The 18,802-nt window shown below is 42.4% G+C and carries 15 protein-coding genes and 1 pseudogene; 6 read left to right on the forward strand and 10 right to left on the reverse strand.

Going from position 1 to position 18,802, the window contains the following annotated elements; genetic code table 11:
* Positions 1 to 5: 5 nt before the first annotated feature.
* Complete coding sequence (locus GD631_RS12225) at positions 6 to 1,772, reverse strand: NADH-dependent [FeFe] hydrogenase, group A6 (protein ID WP_143257251.1); 1,767 nt, start codon at positions 1,770 to 1,772, stop codon at positions 6 to 8.
* Positions 1,773 to 1,783: 11 nt separating this feature from the next.
* The gene (nuoF, locus tag GD631_RS12230) at positions 1,784 to 3,691 is read right to left on the reverse strand and encodes an NADH-quinone oxidoreductase subunit NuoF (protein ID WP_143257252.1); all 1,908 of its coding nucleotides are present in this window, start codon (positions 3,689 to 3,691) and stop codon (positions 1,784 to 1,786) included.
* A 506-nt stretch (positions 3,692 to 4,197) separates the two neighbouring features.
* Between nuoF and GD631_RS12235 the strand changes: the two genes are divergently transcribed.
* The 4 genes from GD631_RS12235 to GD631_RS12250 all read left to right on the forward strand — a co-directional run bounded on the left by GD631_RS12235 (position 4,198) and on the right by GD631_RS12250 (position 9,889).
* Positions 4,198 to 4,743: a DUF3575 domain-containing protein gene (locus tag GD631_RS12235; RefSeq protein ID WP_143257617.1), complete on the forward strand. Its 546-nt coding sequence runs from the start codon at positions 4,198 to 4,200 to the stop codon at positions 4,741 to 4,743.
* A gap of 31 nt (positions 4,744 to 4,774) precedes the next feature.
* Complete coding sequence (locus GD631_RS12240; protein ID WP_143257253.1) at positions 4,775 to 6,829, forward strand: carboxypeptidase-like regulatory domain-containing protein; 2,055 nt, start codon at positions 4,775 to 4,777, stop codon at positions 6,827 to 6,829.
* A gap of 3 nt (positions 6,830 to 6,832) precedes the next feature.
* Positions 6,833 to 9,199 carry a hypothetical protein gene (locus tag GD631_RS12245; RefSeq protein ID WP_143257254.1) on the forward strand — a complete coding sequence of 789 codons (2,367 nt, stop codon included), beginning with the start codon at positions 6,833 to 6,835 and terminating at the stop codon, positions 9,197 to 9,199.
* Between the two features lie 315 nt (positions 9,200 to 9,514).
* Positions 9,515 to 9,889 (forward strand): hypothetical protein, encoded by a 375-nt coding sequence (locus GD631_RS12250; RefSeq protein WP_143257255.1) that lies wholly within the window; start codon positions 9,515 to 9,517, stop codon positions 9,887 to 9,889.
* Positions 9,890 to 10,100: 211 nt separating this feature from the next.
* Here the strand turns inward: GD631_RS12250 and GD631_RS12255 are convergent, their stop codons facing one another.
* From GD631_RS12255 to GD631_RS12265, 3 genes are all read right to left on the reverse strand, one after another.
* Positions 10,101 to 10,946, reverse strand: coding sequence for a pilus assembly protein N-terminal domain-containing protein (locus tag GD631_RS12255; RefSeq protein ID WP_143257256.1), 846 nt, complete (start codon positions 10,944 to 10,946; stop codon positions 10,101 to 10,103).
* A 77-nt stretch (positions 10,947 to 11,023) separates the two neighbouring features.
* On the reverse strand, positions 11,024 to 12,211 hold the full coding sequence (uxuA, locus tag GD631_RS12260; protein ID WP_143257257.1) for a mannonate dehydratase: 1,188 nt from the start codon (positions 12,209 to 12,211) through the stop codon (positions 11,024 to 11,026).
* Between the two features lie 34 nt (positions 12,212 to 12,245).
* The gene (locus GD631_RS12265; protein ID WP_143257258.1) at positions 12,246 to 13,061 is read right to left on the reverse strand and encodes an SDR family oxidoreductase; all 816 of its coding nucleotides are present in this window, start codon (positions 13,059 to 13,061) and stop codon (positions 12,246 to 12,248) included.
* A gap of 117 nt (positions 13,062 to 13,178) precedes the next feature.
* On the opposite strand from GD631_RS12265, the gene GD631_RS12270 reads away from it, so the two are divergent.
* Both GD631_RS12270 and GD631_RS12275 read left to right on the forward strand, forming a co-directional pair.
* Entirely contained in the window at positions 13,179 to 14,042 is an 864-nt protein-coding gene (locus GD631_RS12270) for an AraC family transcriptional regulator (RefSeq protein ID WP_143257259.1), read from the forward strand.
* A pseudogene (locus GD631_RS12275) lies at positions 14,041 to 14,244 on the forward strand (glycoside hydrolase family 97 C-terminal domain-containing protein); the annotation flags it as partial. The gene GD631_RS12270 and the pseudogene GD631_RS12275, both read left to right, overlap by 2 nt.
* Positions 14,245 to 14,319: 75 nt before the next feature.
* On the opposite strand, the gene GD631_RS12280 reads toward GD631_RS12275, so the two are convergent.
* The 5 genes from GD631_RS12280 to GD631_RS12300 all read right to left on the reverse strand — a co-directional run bounded on the left by GD631_RS12280 (position 14,320) and on the right by GD631_RS12300 (position 18,787).
* Positions 14,320 to 14,703: a DUF3037 domain-containing protein gene (locus GD631_RS12280; RefSeq protein WP_143257260.1), complete on the reverse strand. Its 384-nt coding sequence runs from the start codon at positions 14,701 to 14,703 to the stop codon at positions 14,320 to 14,322.
* The gene (locus tag GD631_RS12285; RefSeq protein WP_143257261.1) at positions 14,681 to 15,463 is read right to left on the reverse strand and encodes a HipA family kinase; all 783 of its coding nucleotides are present in this window, start codon (positions 15,461 to 15,463) and stop codon (positions 14,681 to 14,683) included. Before GD631_RS12285 ends, GD631_RS12280 begins: the two co-directional genes overlap by 23 nt.
* A 482-nt stretch (positions 15,464 to 15,945) precedes the next feature.
* Positions 15,946 to 16,419 (reverse strand): copper resistance protein NlpE N-terminal domain-containing protein, encoded by a 474-nt coding sequence (locus GD631_RS12290; RefSeq protein ID WP_185911454.1) that lies wholly within the window; start codon positions 16,417 to 16,419, stop codon positions 15,946 to 15,948.
* Positions 16,420 to 16,476: 57 nt separating this feature from the next.
* Positions 16,477 to 17,769 (reverse strand): hemolysin family protein, encoded by a 1,293-nt coding sequence (locus tag GD631_RS12295; RefSeq protein WP_143257262.1) that lies wholly within the window; start codon positions 17,767 to 17,769, stop codon positions 16,477 to 16,479.
* Between the two features lie 232 nt (positions 17,770 to 18,001).
* On the reverse strand, positions 18,002 to 18,787 hold the full coding sequence (locus tag GD631_RS12300) for a M48 family metallopeptidase (protein ID WP_143257263.1): 786 nt from the start codon (positions 18,785 to 18,787) through the stop codon (positions 18,002 to 18,004).
* Between the last annotated feature and the right edge of the window lie 15 nt (positions 18,788 to 18,802).

The following is an 18,802-nucleotide window of genomic DNA, read 5'->3' on the forward strand; positions in this document are numbered from 1 at the left end:
AAAAGTTAATCAATCGCTTTGTTGAAATAATGTGTATGCAGGAGCGTTTCCGATTTTTCACCCAGCGGTTTGCCGAGATATTCTTCGTACAAGGTCTTGATGTACGGATTTTCGTGTGATTTGCGCAAAGGTTTGTTGGCGTCTTCGCGGTAGAGGGCGTTGGCGCGTGCATACAATATTTCCGAGTTGCCGTGATGCAACGGCTGTCCGCCCCCTCCGATACAGCCTCCGGGGCAAGCCATAATTTCGATTACATGATATTCGTTGTGCCCGTTCCGTATATCTTCCAGTAGATGGCGGGCGTTGCCTAGTCCGTGTGCGATGCCTACTTTTAATTCAAATCCGTTTAGGTTGATGGTAGCACGCCGGACACCGCTAAGTCCGCGTACTTGTTCAAAATTCACATTTTTCAGAGGTTCTCCGGTATAAATTTCATAAACAGAACGGAGGGCGGCTTCCATTACACCACCTGTCGTACCGAAGATAACGCCGGCACCGGTCGACTCACCCATCGGATTGTCAAACGGGCTGTCCAATACCAGCGGGAAACCGATATTGGCTCGTTTAATCAGTCGTGCCAGTTCGCGGGTGGAAATAGAATAATCTACGTCAGGAATACCGTTCACTTTAAATTCATCGCGGGCACACTCGTACTTCTTTGCCAGACAGGGCATGATCGATACGACTACCAGCTTTTCTCTGGGAATTCCCATTTTTTCTGCCCAATAAGATTTGGCGATAGAACCGAACATCTGTTGCGGTGAACGGGCGGTGGATGGAATGTCCAGCATATCCGGGAAGTGATGTTCGAAGAAGTTTACCCATGCCGGACAACAGGAAGTCAGGATAGGTAACCGTACGGACTTATCTCCGTTGAGATAGCGCGTCAGACGGTTCAGTATCTCCGATCCTTCTTCCATAATGGTGAGGTCGGCGGCAAAGTCAGTATCAAATACGTAGTCGAATCCCAGTTCACGCAGGGCATAAACCATTTTTCCGGTTACCAGTGTGCCGGGAGGAAAACCAAATTCTTCACCCAAGGCAGCACGTACGGCAGGGGCTGTTTGCACAATCACCACTTTATCCGGGTCGGCTAAGTCATCGAGCAGACGGTTCGTATAATCGCGTTCGGTCAGTGCGCCTACCGGACAGACAGCTACGCATTGTCCGCAATAAGTACATTCACTTTCCGTCATCATTTTATCAAAGGCAGGGGCTATCGTCGTGTTGAATCCGCGACGGATGGCACTGAGCGCACCGACTGTCTGAACATCATTGCAGACACTTTCGCAGCGGCGGCAGAAAATACATTTATCCATGTTGCGAACGATGGAAGCAGTGATTTCCCGTTTGCGGGGAGAGAGCTCGCCTCCATTGAAAGGCATTTCGCGGATATTAAAGCGTAGCGCTAATGTCTGAAGTTCGCAATTGCCACATTTGGGGCAGGTGAGACAGTCGTTGGGATGATCCGATAGGATAAGTTCGGCTACCACTTTGCGTGCGTTCATCACACGTAGCGTACTGGTTTTCACTACCATTCCTTCCGTGCAACGGGTAGCGCAGGCAGGAGCCAGATTGCGGCGTCCTATTACCTCGACCACGCAGATGCGGCAGGAAGCAGGATTGTTCTTTATGCAGGTGCCTTTCAGGTCGATGTGACACAAAGTAGGTATGTTGATGCCGATTTTCGTGGCGGCTTCAAGGATGGTACTTCCTTCGGGAACGGTGATGAAATGACCGTCTATCTGGAGGGTGATTTGTTTATCTTCCATAGTAATCGATTTTAGCAGACAAGAATAGCGTTGAATTTGCAGCGTGCCATGCACATGCCGCACTTGATACATTTATCGGGGGCAATGACATGTGGCTTGCGTACTAGCCCGCTGATAGCATCCGCCGGACAGTTTTTGGCGCATAGATGACAGCCAATGCAACGTTCCGGACTGATGGTATACGTTAATAGTGATTTACATTGCTTGGCGCGACAAGTCTTATCCCGCACGTGCTCCATATATTCATCGTAGAAGTTATCCAATGTAGATAAAACGGGATTTGGAGAGGTTTGTCCCAGTCCGCAGAGAGCCGTATCTTTGATGACTTGTCCCAAAGTGGCAAGTGTGTCCAGGTCTTTTTCTGTGCCTTTTCCTTCTGTAATCTTGTTCAGTAGTTCCAGCAGACGTTTGTTTCCAATGCGGCAAGGTGTGCATTTCCCACAGGACTCTTCCACTGTAAAATCCAGATAAAAGCGGGCTACGGATACCATGCAGTCGTCCTCATCCATGACAATCATCCCTCCGGACCCCATCATGGAACCGGCCGAGAGAAGGTTGTCAAAGTCAATGGGAGTGTCCAGATGTTTTTCTGTCAGACAGCCGCCTGACGGTCCTCCTGTTTGTACAGCTTTGAATTTCTTTCCGCCTTTGATACCTCCTCCGATTTCGTAGATTACTTCCCGAAGAGTGGTTCCCATCGGCACTTCGATCAGCCCGACATTATTAATCTTTCCTGCAAGAGCAAACACTTTGGTTCCTTTGGAACGTTCTGTGCCAATCGTTGCAAACCAGTCGGCTCCTTTGGTCAGGATAATGGGAATATTGGCAAGTGTTTCCACATTATTCACATTGGTTGGTTTTCCCAGATAACCGGATTCGGCAGGGAAGGGAGGTTTCAGAGTCGGTTCCCCCCGTTTTCCTTCCATCGAATGAATAAGGGCAGTTTCTTCTCCGCAGACAAAAGCTCCGGCTCCGTAACGTATTTCTATGTCGAAACTGAAATCTGTCCCTAAGATATGTTCCCCCAATAGTCCGTATTCGCGTGCCTGATTGATCGCTGTCTTCAGTCGGTTGATGGCTAGCGGATATTCCGCACGGATATATACCAGTCCTTTGGTGGAACCGATGGAATAACCGCAGACACACATCGCTTCTACAATCGAATGTGGGTCTCCCTCCATAATGGAACGATCCATGAATGCACCGGGATCTCCTTCATCAGCGTTACAAACCACGTATTTGACATCTGACTCTTGTTTGTTGGCAAATTCCCATTTCAGCCCCGTCGGGAAACCGCCACCGCCACGTCCGCGAAGTCCCGAACGTTTGATAATATCAATAACGTCCGTCGGCTGTTTGTTAAGCAGGCAATCGGCCAATGCAAAGTATCCTTCACGGGCGATATACTCTTCAATATTTTCGGGATCGATAAAACCGCAGTTACGCAATGCGATGCGGAGTTGTTTCCGGTAGAAATCCATGTGCTTGGAGTCGCTGACAGTATGTTCCGTTTTAGGATCTACATACAGCAACCGTCCGATTCTTCGTCCTCCGATGATATGCTCGTTGATGATTTCTTCCGCATCTTCGGGAGTGACTTGGGTGTAAAAGGTATTATCGGGGATAATTTTCACGATAGGACCTTTTTCACAGAAGCCGAAACAGCCTACGGTGATGACTTCTACTTTGTCGGTGATTTCGTTCTTTTGGATGGCTTTTAGAAGATTATCTGTAATGCCCTGGCTGGAAGATGCCTTACAGCCTGTACCACCGCAGATCAGAATCTGAAGATGTTGTGCGCCGGATGCCAGTCCGTAACACTTTTCAGTCACCTTTTCATTACTTTCTTCGCGCAATGAAAGATTGTGCTCTGCTCTCTTCCTGATTGTTGCCAAATCATGGATAGATAAAATTTTCATAAGTATCAGAATTGTTAGTCGGTTTTTTGCAAATATAGCTCTTTGTTCGAATAAATGCAGTTTTTGAGCAAATAAAATAGCTCTTTATGAAGGTAATTAGGTAAATAATTCTCTATCTTCGTATTTAATAGGTAGTAAACCTAAACTGTTTTCCTGCTTCGGCGGAACCGGGAAAGGATATTATGTAGATGTATTCCGGAGCCGGAAAGAGCGGGGAGGGGATAAGATGCATGATTATTTCTATCTTCTGTTCCTTGTATAGTGGTTATTAATGGCAAGAAGATAAAATCAGGAATAACATCGCGACTTACGTTATTATCTGTCTGATTAAAATGATTCTGAATGAAAAAAAGCAATAAAAAAACGTATTCAAACGTTTTAAATGCCATATTTTTTCTAAATTTGCGGCTTTCTGTCTGATGCTTAAGAGAAACAGACAGAAAGCCCTTTTTATGGGTAAGTATTAGTGGGAAATATTTAGTGGGAAATAAATTATGATGTATGTAATGCGGAATGGTTGCAGGCTAGGGGTTGTGCTATCATTTCTGTTATTATCTTGCGGTGTACATGTACATGCGCAACGTGTAGCTGTCAAAACAAATGCATTGGGATGGCTGACAGCTAGTCCGAATATCGAAGCGGAGTTTATTTTGGGTCGCCATGTCTCCTTAAATATGGGAGTAGCTGGGAATCCGATCAGTACAGACAATTTTAAAACGACTTTCACGCATTTTCAGCCGGAAGTACGTTATTGGCTAAATCGTCCGATGGTGAGCCATTTTCTTGGTGTCACCGCTTTCGTGAATAATTTTAATATGATGGTAAAGGATGTGTATCACAAAGGAGATGCATATGCTGCCGGTTTGACCTATGGATATGCATGGGTTCTCGGAGAGCATTGGAACATCGAGGCAACAGCCGGAATAGGTGTGATGCGTTACCGTCAGTTTAAGTATGATAAGGGTACTCCAAAACCGGAAGTAGTCAATGATAGCAAGACTACTATTGCGCCTGTTAAACTGGGAGTGTCCTTTGTTTATATTATCCGATGAATAGAACGAACATTAGTTAGCCGAAAAAAGAATGAAAGTCAATTTAAAACGTGATAGATTAATGGGAATACTTGGCATGGTGATGCTGGTATCTTGCATGAGTGTATCTGCGCAACGTATCCGCGTACAGGGACACATCACCAATCCGCAAGGCAAAAGTGTCCCGAATGTGAATGTATTGAATCCTGCAAATGATGAACGCATAGAAATGTCCGACGAAGATGGCCGATACAGTGTATTGGTTGAGAAAAACGGTTCATTGAAGTTTACGTGTGTCGGTTATGAGGATAAGACGGTGAAAGTGGATGGAAAACAGATTCTCAATGTCGTATTGAGAGATGCTGTGATCGAATTGGATGAAGTAACGATTACTTCCAAGATAAAGGATAAAGTGGTTCCCGAACCTACGGACATTGAAATCAAAGGAAACTATTTCCATCTGAAAACCCGTGTCCCGGTGCCGAAGGAAATGTTTAATTCGCATCGCCGCCTGGTATTGCAACCTTCCATTTATGATGTGACATTAAAGAGACGACTGTTGATGCGTCCTGTGGTTTTCGACGGAGGCACGTACAATACAACACAACGCCGGATGTACGATTATGAGATAGAAAAAGATCCTTTGCATGAATATATTCAGGTAAAAACAACTTCTTCCCGCAAAGGAGACATCATAGCTTACCATGATTCGATTTATATAGAGTATCTGCAACATGATTACCGGGCGGATGTGCATCTTGCCATGGAGAATTATCGGAATATAATTTATCGTGATTCTTTCTCCATTGCACGGGGAACAGTCAATCCGCTACGTTTCTTGGAATATAAATTTTCCGCTTTCAATCTGACGGATGAGAAATACCTTCCGAAACCAGTGATGCAGTTGAGGGACACTAAAGGAGAAGTGAATCTGACATTCGTTGTAGGTAAAGCCAATCTGGATGATAAAAATCCACGGAATCAAGTGGAGCTGAATCGTTTGAATCAGGAATTGCGTAGCATTGAAACGAATCCGGATGCTTCTTTAAAGAGCTTCCATATAACGGGCGTTGCTTCACCGGACGGCTCTTATGAGTCGAATTTAAAACTGGCCAAGTTACGTACAGATAAAGCATTGGAACGTATCTTGTCGCAATTAGATCCCGGAACACGTAAACTTTTGGAAGTAAAATCTGATGCATCGGTTGCTTCCTGGAAAGAAGTGGTGCAGTTGCTGAAAAAAGATTCAAAACAAGATTTGGCCAAAAGTGTGGAAGAGTTAATCAAACAATATGAGGCTACTCCGTACCGATTGAATCATGCGTTGAAAACGAAACCTTTCTATAAAGAGATAGCCGAAATGTATCTGCCCAAATTAAGAAAAGTGCAATACACATACGGATATTCCATTTTCCGTTCTCTGACGGACGAGGAAATCAGACAACTCTATAAGAAGAATCCGCAAGAACTGACCCGGTTTGAGTTTTACCGTATGATTGCAACTGCAAAGGATCTGAATGAAAAAGAGAAATATTGCAGAGAAGCACTTGAAATCTATGATAACTTTACGTATGCAGCCAATGAACTGGCGGTAGCAACTATACAGAAAGAGGCACCGGATTCGAGAATTCTTGAACCTTTCGTCAGCAAGTCAGCACCTTCCGAATTATTATCTAACCAAGCCATAGCTTTGCTGCACGAAGGAAAATATACGAAAGCCGATTCCATATTGACTTTAGTTCCGGAAGAGACTGTATCTGGCGACTTATTAGCTATTGTTCAGGCAATGGCCGGCTATTATAATGATGCTTTTGAAAAAGTGGCGGCTACCAGTCCTTTCAACGAAATAGTAATGTTGCTGGCAATGAAGAAGAATCAGGAAGCCTGGGATAAAATCTCGGCAATGGAGGTGAAGACAGCCCGCGAATATTATATAAAAGCGATTGCTGCCAATCGTATGGAGAAAGTGGGTGATGCTATTATGAGTATTGAGAAAGCTTTGGAGCTTGATCCTTCCTTATTGGAGACTGCGAGAGTTGATGGTGACATTATTGACTTGTTGCCCGAAGAGCAAAAAATAAAGAATGATAATACAACGAAAGAGTAAACGATGAATATCCTCAAAATCAAAAATAAATATGTGGCGGTGGTATCATTCATGATGCTTGCTGTCACCTTGCAGGCACAAGATTACGGTGCATTGAAGTATATGTTGCAAAAGAGACCTGCCTATGAGAAATTTGAAAGCAACAAATTCAATGAACATCTTTTTTTCTCTGCCGGAATAGGGCCATATAGCTTGTTGACAAGCGGAAGCAGTCAGGATGGACCGGGAATGATGGCTCATCTTTTTATGGGAAAATGGATCACTCCCGTTCATGGCCTTCGGTTGGGTGTGAATATGGGGTATTTACCGTCAAAGATATATACTTCTAAGATAAAGATAGGCGGAGGTAGCTTGGATTATATGTTGAATATGTCTTCTCTTGCATTTGGTTATGATGAACACCGGCGTTTTGAATTGTTGGGTATCGCAGGGATAGAGGCTGGTTATTCGAAGGTCAATGATAATAGTGAACGTGCCGGTAATTATCCGGGGCTGAAAGGGGGGAGCGATCTTTACTACGGTGCTCATTTCGGTTTACAGGGAAATGTGCGTCTTGCTCCTACATTGGATTTATTTATAGAGCCGCGGATCGGATGGTATAATGACGGTTTCGCGCATACGGAAAGTTGGAGAAACTATAAGATGGGAGGTTCGGTTCTGGTAGGTCTCACCTATATGCCTGCTGCTCCGATGGGTACTAAGGTTCATTTTGACGATTTCGATAACAGTTCGTTCCTGAATCATATGTTCATCTCTTTATCCGGTGGTATCAGTACGTTGAAGGTTCCGGGAATTAAGAATACGGTTAAGGGATTGGGACCCCAGTTCTCTGCCGGAATCGGTAAATGGTTCAGTCGCTCTTCCGGTTTACGTTTGTCCGGGACGGTGGGGCTTTGTGATACTCCTTCCGGCAGTGAGAGCGGCTACTTCAAACATGTAGATTTACATGCAGACTATATGTTGAATATCAATAACATTCTTTGGGGATATGACGAGGACAGGTTATTTACTTTGATGGGTATTGCCGGTGTGAATTTGTCAGGAACAAAAGGAGTTGAAAAAACAGCCAAGTACGCTCCGGGTGTAGGAGTAGGTGTACAAGGAAGTTTCCGTCTCAATCGTTCTGTTGATTTGTTTGTAGAACCTCGTCTCAACGTTTATCATAAGAGATATGCAGGCGGCTGTGGAGTCGGTGGAAATACAGATCAACTTGGAGAATTGAATGTTGGGTTGACTTACCATACCATTGATCGTGCTGCCCGTCCGAAGAACCAATTTTCAAGTAACCATATAGGAGATAATGTATTTATGACTTCGGGAATCGGTATGCAACTGTTCTTGAATAAAACCAATCTTGAGAAAGTTAGTTCATGGGGACCGCAAGTCTCTGCTTCCATAGGTAAATGGTTTAGTCCTTATTCCGGTCTGCGTCTGGTAGGTACGGGAGGCTTTTTTACCAATTATGTAGTTCCTGGCAATGTGGAAGGCGGCAAGCTTAGACATGTCAGTGTCAGTGGAGGTCTTGACTATCTGTGGAATGTGACTTCCGCCATGAGCGGATACAATCCCGACCGTATCTTTGAATTAATCGGTTTGGTGGGTGTCAACCTTGCTTATACTTCCAAATCAGATCACCAATTCCAACCGGGTGTTAACGCAGGCATACAGGGGCTATGGCACGTGAATGATTTTCTAGGTCTGTATATTGAGCCACAGGTTCGACTGTATGGAGATAAATTCATCGAAGGCAATTTGGGCTTTATGCAGAAAGATGTAATGGTGGCTATCAATGCCGGATTGCATTATCGTTTTGTTCCTTATTCAAAAGTAGCCAATCGTAGTGAATTTAGTAAGGATGACAAACGTTACTTCGTCTCCGGAGCATTGGGCGTAGGCAGTCTGTTAGTAGCTAATAAAGAACTGATTAAGAATATGGGGGTAGAAGCTAAAGGGAGTATTGGTAAATGGTACACTCCGTTATCTGCATGGCGGGTAAACGGAACGATTATGTACAAAGCAAAAACACCATCAAAAATGAATCTCCATTATGCCGGTTTAGGTATGGATTATATGATGAGCCTGGCTACCCTCGCAAAAGGGTATAGTCCCGATCATGTGATAGATGTTGTTCCTTTTGTGGGAGTTACCGCTGGTTTGGTACGTCGTAAAGGAGAATTCAAAGCGGTGCCGGGACTGGATGCCGGTGTACAGTTTAAATTAAGAGTAGCATCTTCTTTGTATCTGTATGCCGAACCTAAAGTCGGTATCCGTACAGATACTTATGACGGGATCAAACAAGGCAGACCTGATCGTGTCGCATCTATGATGGGAGGATTTTTATACCGGTTTAAGATGCCTACTTTCGAATAAAGCTTATCGGAAATTCAAATATAAGAGGGTTGTACAATCTTGAATCCTACTAAACAATGAAGAAAATGAATCTATTGTCCGGTTATGTGGGATTAATTTGTACGAGACTAAAGCGTGATTATCCGGGTTATAAAGAGACGTTTGGGATGTAACTTAAGCGGTATGTAGAAGAGCATGAAAAAAGAATGATGAAAAAAGTCAGACTGTAATATAATTTATTACTTTTGCAACAATTTGCTATATTCTATAGTCTGTCTAATGGGTATAGTATCGCAGACTTTTAAATTTTAATCTTTAATTTTTAATTGATATTATATGAAAGTATTAGTTTTTATTTCATTGGTTGGAAGTTTGTTGTTGGCTTCTTGTGGAGGTAGTAGTTCGAAAGGGAACGCAAATACTCAAGAAGTGAATCCGGCAGATACAATTTATTTAGGTGATTTGCGTGAGAAGTTTGAGGGAGATAGTATTTTCTTTAAAATTGTTGCTCCAGATCTGATGTTGATGGATTATCAGTATTTGTGGGCTGTAACAGAATCGGAAGCGATCGAGAAAGGCTTGACAAAAGAATACTATAAACGTGTGAAGAAAGAAATCACCGATACGAATGAAGCTATCAAAAGAGGTGTGATGAAAGGGGCGAATGTAAAACGTATACCGGATTTCCAAGTATCTCAGGAAAACAAATAATGAATCTTTCCGGATGAAAGCTTTCATCCATGCAAATATTAAGAACAGGGGAGTCGCCCAATGTAACGGCATCCCCTTTTTTATTGTTGTGACGGTTAGATTTTGTATTAAAAAACTTCAGTCTATAGCTGGAAACTCTAGTTTCTACGTAGGAAAATCATTACTTCATATTAGATTGTAGTGTTTGCGAAAAGATTTGGCGTTTTACAACCTATCGTAAAGGAGTGAATGAACCTATATAAATGCGTTCTATTTTCAGGGAGGTGGCGTTTATTCCGAATAGGCCTGTCACATCTGATTTGTAATCTTCAGTCACATCTTCCACTAACCAATAAGGAATTGGACCAAGGTCTCGTGTGGTGATACTCTTTGAAGTATCGGGACGTTCGGGAAGTTTAAATTTGCAGTCATACTCTTTACCATTGATTGTAATTTGGAATGTAGTGCCTGACTCTGATGTGGAGCGGGAGAAACTTCCTTCTATTTCCGGAGTATTTTCTTTACCGGTAACAATTGTCACTTTACCACTACTTTTTTGGTCATAAGAGAAAGCTATTCCTCCTGTAGCTTGTATATCTGCTTCATCCTTTATCTTTTCTATTACCGCTTCTAGTTTTTCTTTTTGTTGTTCATTCAACAGGCTTTCATCTATTCCTATGATTCTTGCTTCCACTGAATTTACTGAAAAAGATTGTTTGCCGTTAACGACCTTTAGCCCTATTTTTATGATTCTTCCATCAGCGTCTTTTACCATCAATGACGTGCTGCCCAGTTTTAGAGAGCTGATCCGAATATCATTATTCTCGTCTACATAAGCTGTTGCTATTTGCCCATCGGCTATTTCCGCTGTATAAGGAGCTACGCCACCCTTAATTCCCAATTTTGTTCCTCCCGTGATTGACAAACTGGCTTCACTAATAGGAGGTTCTGGATTGAGCATCACTTCCCAGTATTCAAACAGGTAAAAATCGTCAGCTTCGTCGCTGCATGAATAAAATACAGGAAGGGAGCATAGTAGAATAAATAGTAGACAGAGCCTTGTAGTTTTTGCTTTCATTATATTCTTCTTTTTTATTTCTTCACAAAAGTAAAGCTCCTTTCCTGTATTTCAAAGTATATTGATGAAAAATAAGGCTAAAACTTTATTTTACGCTGTTTCTCATCATCCACTACGGCCATCATTCCTTCTACCTGCGCTAAAGCCAGCATACGTCCATGGAAAGAATAACCGGCATTGTAACCTTTATCTTCATCTCCCAGCATCATTCGTCCGTGATCCACACGCATAGGGAGTCCCGGATTCTCATTTTCAAAAATGCGGATGAGATCAATCAGATGTCCTCTTCCTGATAGATGAGAACTTTCGATGAAGTTTCCGCCCGGCATGGCCTCTGTACTGCGCAGATGAACGAAATGGGTTCTTCCTGCAAACTTTTTCGCCAATTCACGAGTGTCATTGTGTGTGCCTGCGCTAAGGGAACCTGCACAGAAAGTCAAACCATTATGCGGATTGTCTACGGCATTCAGGAACCAGGCTATATCTTCTTCATTGGTGACAATACGGGGTAGGCCGAGAACCTGGAATGGAGGATCATCCGGGTGTACACACATATTGATACCATATTCATCGCATACAGGCATAATTGCTGAAAGGAAGTAACACATATTTGCTCGCAAAGCGTCCCGATCTATTTCTTTATATAAACCTAACAGACGTTTGAATATGGCAACCGGATTTTTATCTCCTTCTTTGATATTGCCGTTCACAAATCCTTGTGTCTTGACAATAATGGTATCAATCAAATCATCCTTTTCGGTCTCTGTAATTACTTTGTCCAGTTCGGCAACTTTATGCAGCTCTTCTTCCGTGTAGTCTTTTTCAGCTCCTTCACGTTCCAGTATTTTGATGTCGAAGTAAGCGAAACGAATACGGTCGTAGTAAAGCGAACTGGTACCATCCGGCCAAGGGTGCTGTAAATCCGTGCGTATCCAGTCGATTACCGGCATGAAATTGTAACAGACAGTTTTTACTCCGCATTTACCCAGGTTAGCAAGACTTACTTTATAGTTTTCAATCAACTGCTCACGCTCCGTACCTGCATACTTGATGGCCTCACAAACCGGAAGGCTTTCTACGACCGACCAACGCAATCCATACGATTCAATATACGACTTCAAATCGTTGATTGCTTCTACTGTCCAAATTTCTCCGTTCGGTACGTCATGTAATGCGGTGACAATTCCTTCAACACCTATCTGACGGAGCATCGGCAAGGTGATTTTATCTTTCTTGCCGAACCATCTCCATGTTTTTTCCATCATAGCGTTTGAATAAATTAAAAATGAGAGATTAAAATTAAACGCCGCTGAATGCGCTGAAACCACCATCGATAGGCAACATAGCTCCGGTTACGAAACTGGCGGCTTCACTGCACAGGAATTGTACGGCACCATTCAATTCTTTGATGTCACCGAAACGATTCATCGGAGTCTTGGCTAATACCTTTTTACTTCTGTCGGTCAATGAACCATCCGGGTTGATAAGTACACGACGGTTCTGGTCGCCGATAAAGAATCCCGGAGCGATAGCATTTACACGAATACCATCACCATATTTCAGTGCCATTTCGCTTGCCAGCCATTGGGTGAAGTTGGCTACCGCCGTTTTAGCAGCCGAGTAACCCGGCACACGGGTGATAGCGCTGTAAGCAGCCATAGAAGATACATTGATGATGCATCCTTTCTTTTGTTTTGCCATTACCTTGCCGAATATCATAGACGGATAAACCGTACCGTTCATATTCAGATTAGTTACTTTTTCCCAACAAGAGATGTCCATATCATAGAAGTGCTGATCCGGTTCGAGAGTGGCTCCCGGCATATTTCCACCGGCAATGTTCAATAGAATATCAATCTGTCCCCATTTGGCGACGATTTCTTCCGCTACCTTTTCAAGGCTGTCAATATCCAGTACGTTACCGATGATACCGATAACATCTTCTCCATATTGTTTCAGTTCTGCTACGCGATTGTCCAGTTGTTCCTGACGAATGTCAATAGCTACAACTTTTGCTCCCTGCTGTACAAAGTGTTGGGCAATATTTCCACCCAGTACACCACCTGCTCCGGTAATAACAGCTACTTTACCGGCAATACTAAATAATTCGTTCATGGCTTTATGATTATTATAAGAATGATTGCAAAAGTAGTGGGTTTTTAAATATTGTATGATGCGTATCTTTGCAAGATATTTACTTATCTTTGCAAAGTTAAGATTGATGGAGGTAATATGAAGAAGATAATGAATGAGAAGTTGACTATTTCGTCCTCCAATCCTGTCCGTGCCCGCTTTTATGACTATCCACGGTTTACTTATCCGTGGCATTTTCATAGTGAATATGAAATTATTTACGTGGAAGAGGGGGAAGGGGATTGCCTGGTGGGCGATAGTATTATATCTTACTCAAAAGGAGATCTGATTCTTTTCGGGTCGGAGCTTCCTCATAGTATGCAGACACCTCCCTGTCAGGATGAACTTCCGGAGTTGAAGGTGAAAGGAGTCAACATTCAGTTTGAAAAAGATTTTATGCATTATTCTATTTCCCAATACTCACAGTTTATTCCGATTAAAAACCTTCTGGAAGATGCTTGCAGAGGAATCCGGTTCACTGTAAAGCGTTCAAAGAAAATTCTTGGATTATTAAAGCAGATTCCTTCTGCAAAAGGAGCCGAACAGATTATTCTGCTGCTTTCATTATTACAGGTGATGGCAACAGATACTAACAGGAAATACCTGACGACTTCTCATTACACTCCTTCTCCTTCCGTCATGAGGAATGAAAGGATGGAAAAAGTAATAGCTTATCTCAATAAGCATTATACCGAATCTGTCGGACTGAACGAAATCGCCTCTTATACGGCAATGAATCCTTCCGCTTTTTGTCGTTATTTTAAAGAGAATACGGGCAAGACATTCAAGGAGTATGTGCTTGAGATGCGTATCGGTTATGCATGCAAATTGTTGAGCAATAGTATGATGAGCGTATCTCAAATCAGTGCGACTTGCGGGTTCGAGTCTCCTGTACACTTTAACCGCACATTCAAAAAAGTAACAGGAATGACTCCTACTTTGTATAGGGAGCAAATGGAATGAGTTTTCTACTGTGACATTGACAACGGATCTTCTGGAACCGGGAAAGAAATATCTGCTTCATCTCTACGAGGATGATGACAAACTGAATGCACGGACGAAAGTACGTACCACTCATAAGAAAATAGAAGCAGGTGATAAGCTTGTATTGAAGTTAAAGGCAAGCGGTGGGGCTGCATTACATTTTATTCCGATTGCAAAGTGAAGTATCTACATTTCTGGTTTATTCGGTAAACATAGAAAATTATGACTTGGTGCTTTAGCTCATTCAATAAAAGAGCTAAAGCACTAGTTCCTTGAACAGTCTTTCCAAAGTATTATCCAAATCTTCAGAGAATCCCGGATGGGGACGGGATACCTGAATACAGGAACTTTTTACCGCGGTCAGCCATCGGAAACGATCCGGAATATCCATATTGGCAATAACTCCTCCTTCCTTATTTCCCTGGCAAATTTTGTCGAAGACTTTCAGCCCTTCTTTCAGGCAATTAATGTCCAATTCGGAAGAGAACAGTTTCAGTTTGTTTTCATCTATTGTATAAAGAGATTTGAGATATTTGCGCCGTTTGGAAAACAGTACAATACCTACATTAATAAATTCCTCACGTTCTACTTTAGGAACGAAACGGATAACTGCGTATTCATATAAGTGCCTTTCTTGCATTTTGCGCTTCATTTACAAATATTTCGGAATGCTTGATCCTTTCTTCTAAAAATTGAATATAAACATCTCTCAAGTCTTGCGGAGTTTCCTGTCCTTCCGTCCAGTTCAACCAGTCATCGGGGATGGCATTGACTATCTCCCGTATCTTTTCATCGGTAAGTAGTTTCTTGAATGTTGCATCTACTTCTTCCAACTGATCGGCAAATGGCAAAAGTACGTGATCTTTTATTTGTACGAACGGACTAAGTGCGTGTTTCTGCCAATTCGTCCACGAATGATGGAAATAAAGGGAAGCTCCATGGTCGATTAACCACAATTCTTTATGCCACATCAGCATATTCGTATTCTTGATTGTACGGTCTACATTGGTCAATAATGCATCCAGCCATACAATTTGCGAAGCAATTTTACCGTCCACCTTATGCACAACAGGGTCGAACGTCAATGAACCGGATAGAAAATGCAAGCCCAGATTTAATCCACGGCTCCATTGCAGTAAATCCTGTATTTCTTCGTCCGCTTCCGTCCGTCCGAATGCCTCATCCAGATTCAAAAATATAATTTCCGGAACTCTGAATCCCAGTGTACGGGCAATTTCTCCCCCTATCAATTCGGCGATAAGGGCTTTAGTCCCATGTCCTGCTCCTCTGAATTTTACGACATATTTGAATTCATCATCCGCTTCAGCCAAAGCCGGCAATGATCCTCCTTCCCGCAAGGGAAGAATATATCTTGTTACGTTTGCTGTACGTAAATCCATATAACTCCTTTCTTAAATTGAGAATAAAGATACAACGTTTTTATGGAATAGTCAGTGAAAGGCTTCCTATAATAATAGTTTTTTTGTATTTTTCAGTTGAGTATATTTTCTCTTTGCTGCGTATTATATAGAGCAATGATAAATGAATTAAACATGAAACTACTTCGATTTTTGCGGTTTGGAATAATGTCTGTTATTCTGCTACCCGGTAGTATGGCTGCGGAATGGTGGAAGAACAGCCAAAGAAGAGTAACTTTCCGACTTATTATCACTGAAATCTATTTTATACTCATATCCCTTTCGTATATATAAGTAAATAGGTCAGTAAATAGATTGTTTTGAAATCAGAGATAGGATTCAGTTTTAAAAGTGATTAGTTTTATATAAGGTAGAAAGAACCTGTTACGATAAAAAGGAAAAGCTCTGTAAGAACGAAGGGTTCTATACAGAGCTTTTTTTACTGGTTAGGGTTAGGCTTATTATTATTTTACCTTGATGATGTCATAATTCAGATCGCTGACAGCTTCTTGCAAGCTATCGTTCACCAAACGAAGAGTGGTGTCATTAACAATCACGAAATACATCGGAGCTTCACCATCTTTCGGAGTTAATTTTACAGCTGTAACAGGTTTTTTGTTCACTACCTTGTGTACAGTCTCTTGTTTTCCTTTTGAAGTGAAAGTCTTGTTTTGTCCTTGACCTTCAGCGTCGAGGTAAGTCATATCCAGTGTATACGCAGTATCCACACCGTCAGTTGCAGCGTTCAGGGTCAGTACATAGTCAATACCCGGACCGTCGGCAGCAGGAAGAGTACCTTCATAAACTTCAGTCAATTCGGTAATCGGAGTCATAGCAAGAGCTAGACTGTCTGCTTGTGCCTCTGCGGCTTTGTTTGCTTTTGATTGGCATGATGCCAAAGCAGCTACGACTGCTGCTAACATAATTACTTTTTTCATCGTTAAGTGCTTTAAGTTAATATAAATATAGTGAGCTATTGCTCGTTTTTTGCTATCCTATTCTTGTTCCTCATCCCGTTTGATGACAAGCAGTTTGTCTACTCGTCCGCGGTCCATATCCACCACTTCGAATTGCAGATTCTTGTAGGTGAAGATGTCTCCTGCTTTCGGGATGCGACCAATCAGGAACATGGCCAGTCCACCCAGAGTGGTGAAGTCTTCCGATTCCAGATCTTCGTAGGATAGGATACCCATTTCCTCCATGAAGTCGTCGATATTCATTGAAGCTTCCACCAGCATTGAACCATCCTGCCTTGTGACGATTTCTTCTTCTTCCATTTCATCCTCTTCAAGGATATCTCCGAAGATACTTTCGGTCAGGTCGTGCAGTGTGATAATACCTTCTGTGCTGCCATACTCGTTAACAACAACTCCGAACTTGTTTTTGTTCTTCTTAAATAGCTCTAAAACTTTATTTGCATACAAACTTTCCGGAATAAAGAGGGGGGGACGGGCAATTTCGCGTAAGTTAAACTCCTTTTTATTGCCTACCATCAGGATAATATCCTTTACCGAAACAACACCGATAATCTCGTCTTTCCGTTCGTCTACCAGCAGATATTTACTGTAATGTTCTTCTTCGATAATCTTCATCACTTTTTCCTGTACATCATCAGGGTGAAGGATAATAAGATCTCTGCGGTGTGTCATCAGTTCGTTGGCGCGTTTATCAGAGAAACGGAACACGTCGCGTATCATTTCTGTTTCCTCTTTGTCAATCACACCCTGCTCCGAACTTTGGTGCAGAATCATTTTGATTTCCTCCTGCGTCATGGGGCGTTCTTCGCTTTTCAGACCGATAAGTTTGTTCAGTAACCGGGTAGAGACACTTAGCAACCATACAAAAGGATAAGAAACCTTCGTCAGCAGAATCATGACCGGGCTGAACAAAGTGGCGTATCGCTCCGGATTACTAAGAGCAATGGATTTAGGAACCAGCTCTCCGATTATCAGAGAAAGATAGGTGATAATTGCTACGGTAGTAATCATTGCCAGGTTGCGTGCATAAGCTTCTGCGCCCGGAATGAGAGAAAAGAAAGGAACGAGATCGTCGGCAATAGCCACACCACCATACGCACCGGATACGATACCGATCAGCGTGATACCAATCTGAATGGTAGATAAGAACTTTTCCGGTTCTTCCAATTGTTTTAAAACTCCACGGGCTGATTTGTTACCTTTTGCGACAAGTGTTTCAAGACGTGCTTTGCTGGATGATACCAACGCAATTTCATACATGGCAAAAATGCCATTCAGTATAAGTAAGAAAAGTATGATAAGAAATTCCATAAATGGATTAAAATGGTTATTGCTTCGAAATTATATAAAAAAAGAATACTCTCTGTATATATTAATGATAATTAGGTAAAATTGTTTGCTTCGCTATGTCGGTATTTTACAAAAAAGGAGGAGAATATGCGGATAAATTAAGGCATTTGAATATAGGTTGTATTGATAAATATTCAGGAGGGTACCCTTTTCGGATACCCTCCTGGTAGTAATTATACGAAAGTATTGTTCCTTACTTCTTGGCGTAGCTGTCTGCTTTGGCTTTTGTACGTTCAATACGCTTTTGAGTGTCCGGATGTGAAGAGAACATTCTTTGTGCATAGGATGCTTTAGGAGCATCTTTTGCAAGTTCTGCTAATTTACTCAAGGCATTTGCCATTGCATACGGGTCGATACCGTTTTTTACGCAGAATTCAACACCGTAATCATCGGCTTCATTTTCTTGCTTTTGTGAGAATTGTGCACCGGCAAGAGCTTCCGCCATAGCTCCTAGTTCGGAGTCTGTCAGTTTGGCAACTTTGTCGTTGGCTGCACCTGCCGCGTTTTTCACAGCTGATCGTAGGTAGGCATTTTTCATAGCGTCTTTGGAATCAGTGTGAACCACATGACCGATTTCATGACCTACCACTGCCATAACTTCTTCGTCCGTCATAACATCCATCAGACCAGCGCAGATACGTACACTACCGTCACCGCAGGCAAAGGCGTTTACGTCTACCACTTCATATACACCAAAGTTTAGTTTCAGTCCGTCCACTTCTTTGATGTGTCCGGTCAGTTTCTCCAGACGTTTGCCATATTCGGTATCAGGTTTTGTCAATGGATTATGAGTGTCCATCCATGCCATATATTCCTTACTCATATTAGCAATGTCCGCATCAGATAACGTAACGGCTGATACTACATCTTTACCTGCTTGTAAAGCTTTTCCTAAATTAATCTTCTTGCCGAATTGTGCAGAAGCTGTCATTCCCATGCCTAACAAGACGAAGGCAATCATTACAATTTCTCTTTTCATACTCTTTTCTAGTTT

The organism is Bacteroides luhongzhouii (genome assembly GCF_009193295.2).
Taxonomy (GTDB): Bacteria; Bacteroidota; Bacteroidia; order Bacteroidales; family Bacteroidaceae; genus Bacteroides; species Bacteroides luhongzhouii.